The sequence below is a fragment of the Silanimonas sp. genome (assembly GCF_027531545.1).
Taxonomy (GTDB): domain Bacteria; phylum Pseudomonadota; class Gammaproteobacteria; order Xanthomonadales; family Xanthomonadaceae; genus Silanimonas.
In genome coordinates this window covers 1-1245 of sequence record NZ_JAPZSC010000019.1, presented here as the reverse complement: position 1 = coordinate 1245, position 1245 = coordinate 1, and the positions used below count along the sequence as shown (strand labels likewise).

At 68.9% G+C, this 1245-nt stretch carries 1 pseudogene; it reads left to right on the top strand.

The annotated features are described in order from the left end of the window. Positions 1-1097, top strand: a pseudogene (locus tag O9280_RS12815) (IS1380 family transposase); the annotation flags it as partial. Between the last annotated feature and the right edge of the window lie 148 nt (positions 1098-1245).

Genomic DNA, 1245 nt, shown 5'->3' with positions numbered 1-1245 from the left:
GGAAGGCGTGTGGTGGAGGCCGCATTCGATGGTGGCGACATCGTCAGCGATGGCGGCGTGCTGTTGCTCAGGCGGGTCGACGAACGCCTTGGCCTGACCCGCGCTGCGGCGCTGGCGCTAGGCGACGAGCGCCGCGCCGCCAGCGTCCAGCACGATCTGCGCAGCCTGCTGGCGCAGCGCATCTATGGCCTGTGCCTGGACTGGACGGACGTGTGCGACCACAACGCGCTGCGCAACGACCTGGTGATGCAGACGGCCGTGGGCCGTGCCGAGCCGTTGGGCAGTGCGCCCACCCTCAGCCGGCTGGAGACGGCGGCCAAGCCCGCGCATGCGGCTGCGCTGCAGGAAGTGCTGATGCAGCAGTTCATCGCCAGCCACGACAAGGCGCCCAAGGAGCTGGTGCTCGACGTCGACGCCACCCATGTGCCGCTGCGCCGGGCCTGGCCCAAGACCAAGATCATCGTCCGGGCGGACTCGGGCTTTTGCCGCCCGCGCGTGCTGCAGCGCCTGGAGCGCTGGCGCGTGAACTGCATCATCGGGCTGCAGAAGAACTCGCGCCTGAACGAGCAGGTGGCACTGGCGGAGCTGGCCCTGGCCGCGCAGTACGCGGCCAAGCCAAGCAGCGCATGTTCGGCGAGTTCCAGTACGCCGCCGGCACCTGGGACAAGGCCCGTCGCGTCATCGCGCGGCTGGAGCACGGTGAGCAAGGTGCCAACCCGCGCTTCATCGTCACCGATCTGCCGGGTTCGCCCAAGGCCCTGTACGAGCGCAGGTACTGTGCGCGCGGCGAAGCCGAGAACCGGATCAAGGAAGCGCAACTCGACCTGTTCGGCAGGCGTGCGAGTTGCCACCGCTTCCAGTCCAACCAGCTTCGGCTGCTGCTGGCGGCGCTGGCCTACACCTTGATGATCAACCTGCGCCGGCTGGGCCTGCAGGGCACCGAGCTGGCCCAGGCCTGCACCGCAACCCTCCGCACGAAGCTGCTGAAGATCGGCGCGGCTGTGTTGCGCAACACCCGCCGCGTGCGGGTTCTGCTGGCCTCGGCGCACCCGATGAAGCACGTCTTCCTCGCTGCTGCGCGCGCCCTGGGTCCGTAGAAATCCATCCAGTGCCTGGCCCGCGTGCTGACGACAAAACGGCCCGCATCCCAAGCCGGGGAAGGGGCAAATGCGTCCGGCTGGGCGCCATGAGCACTCCTGAACGCGGCAAACGACGAGGCCGCGCCACAAATCGCCGAGTTGCCCA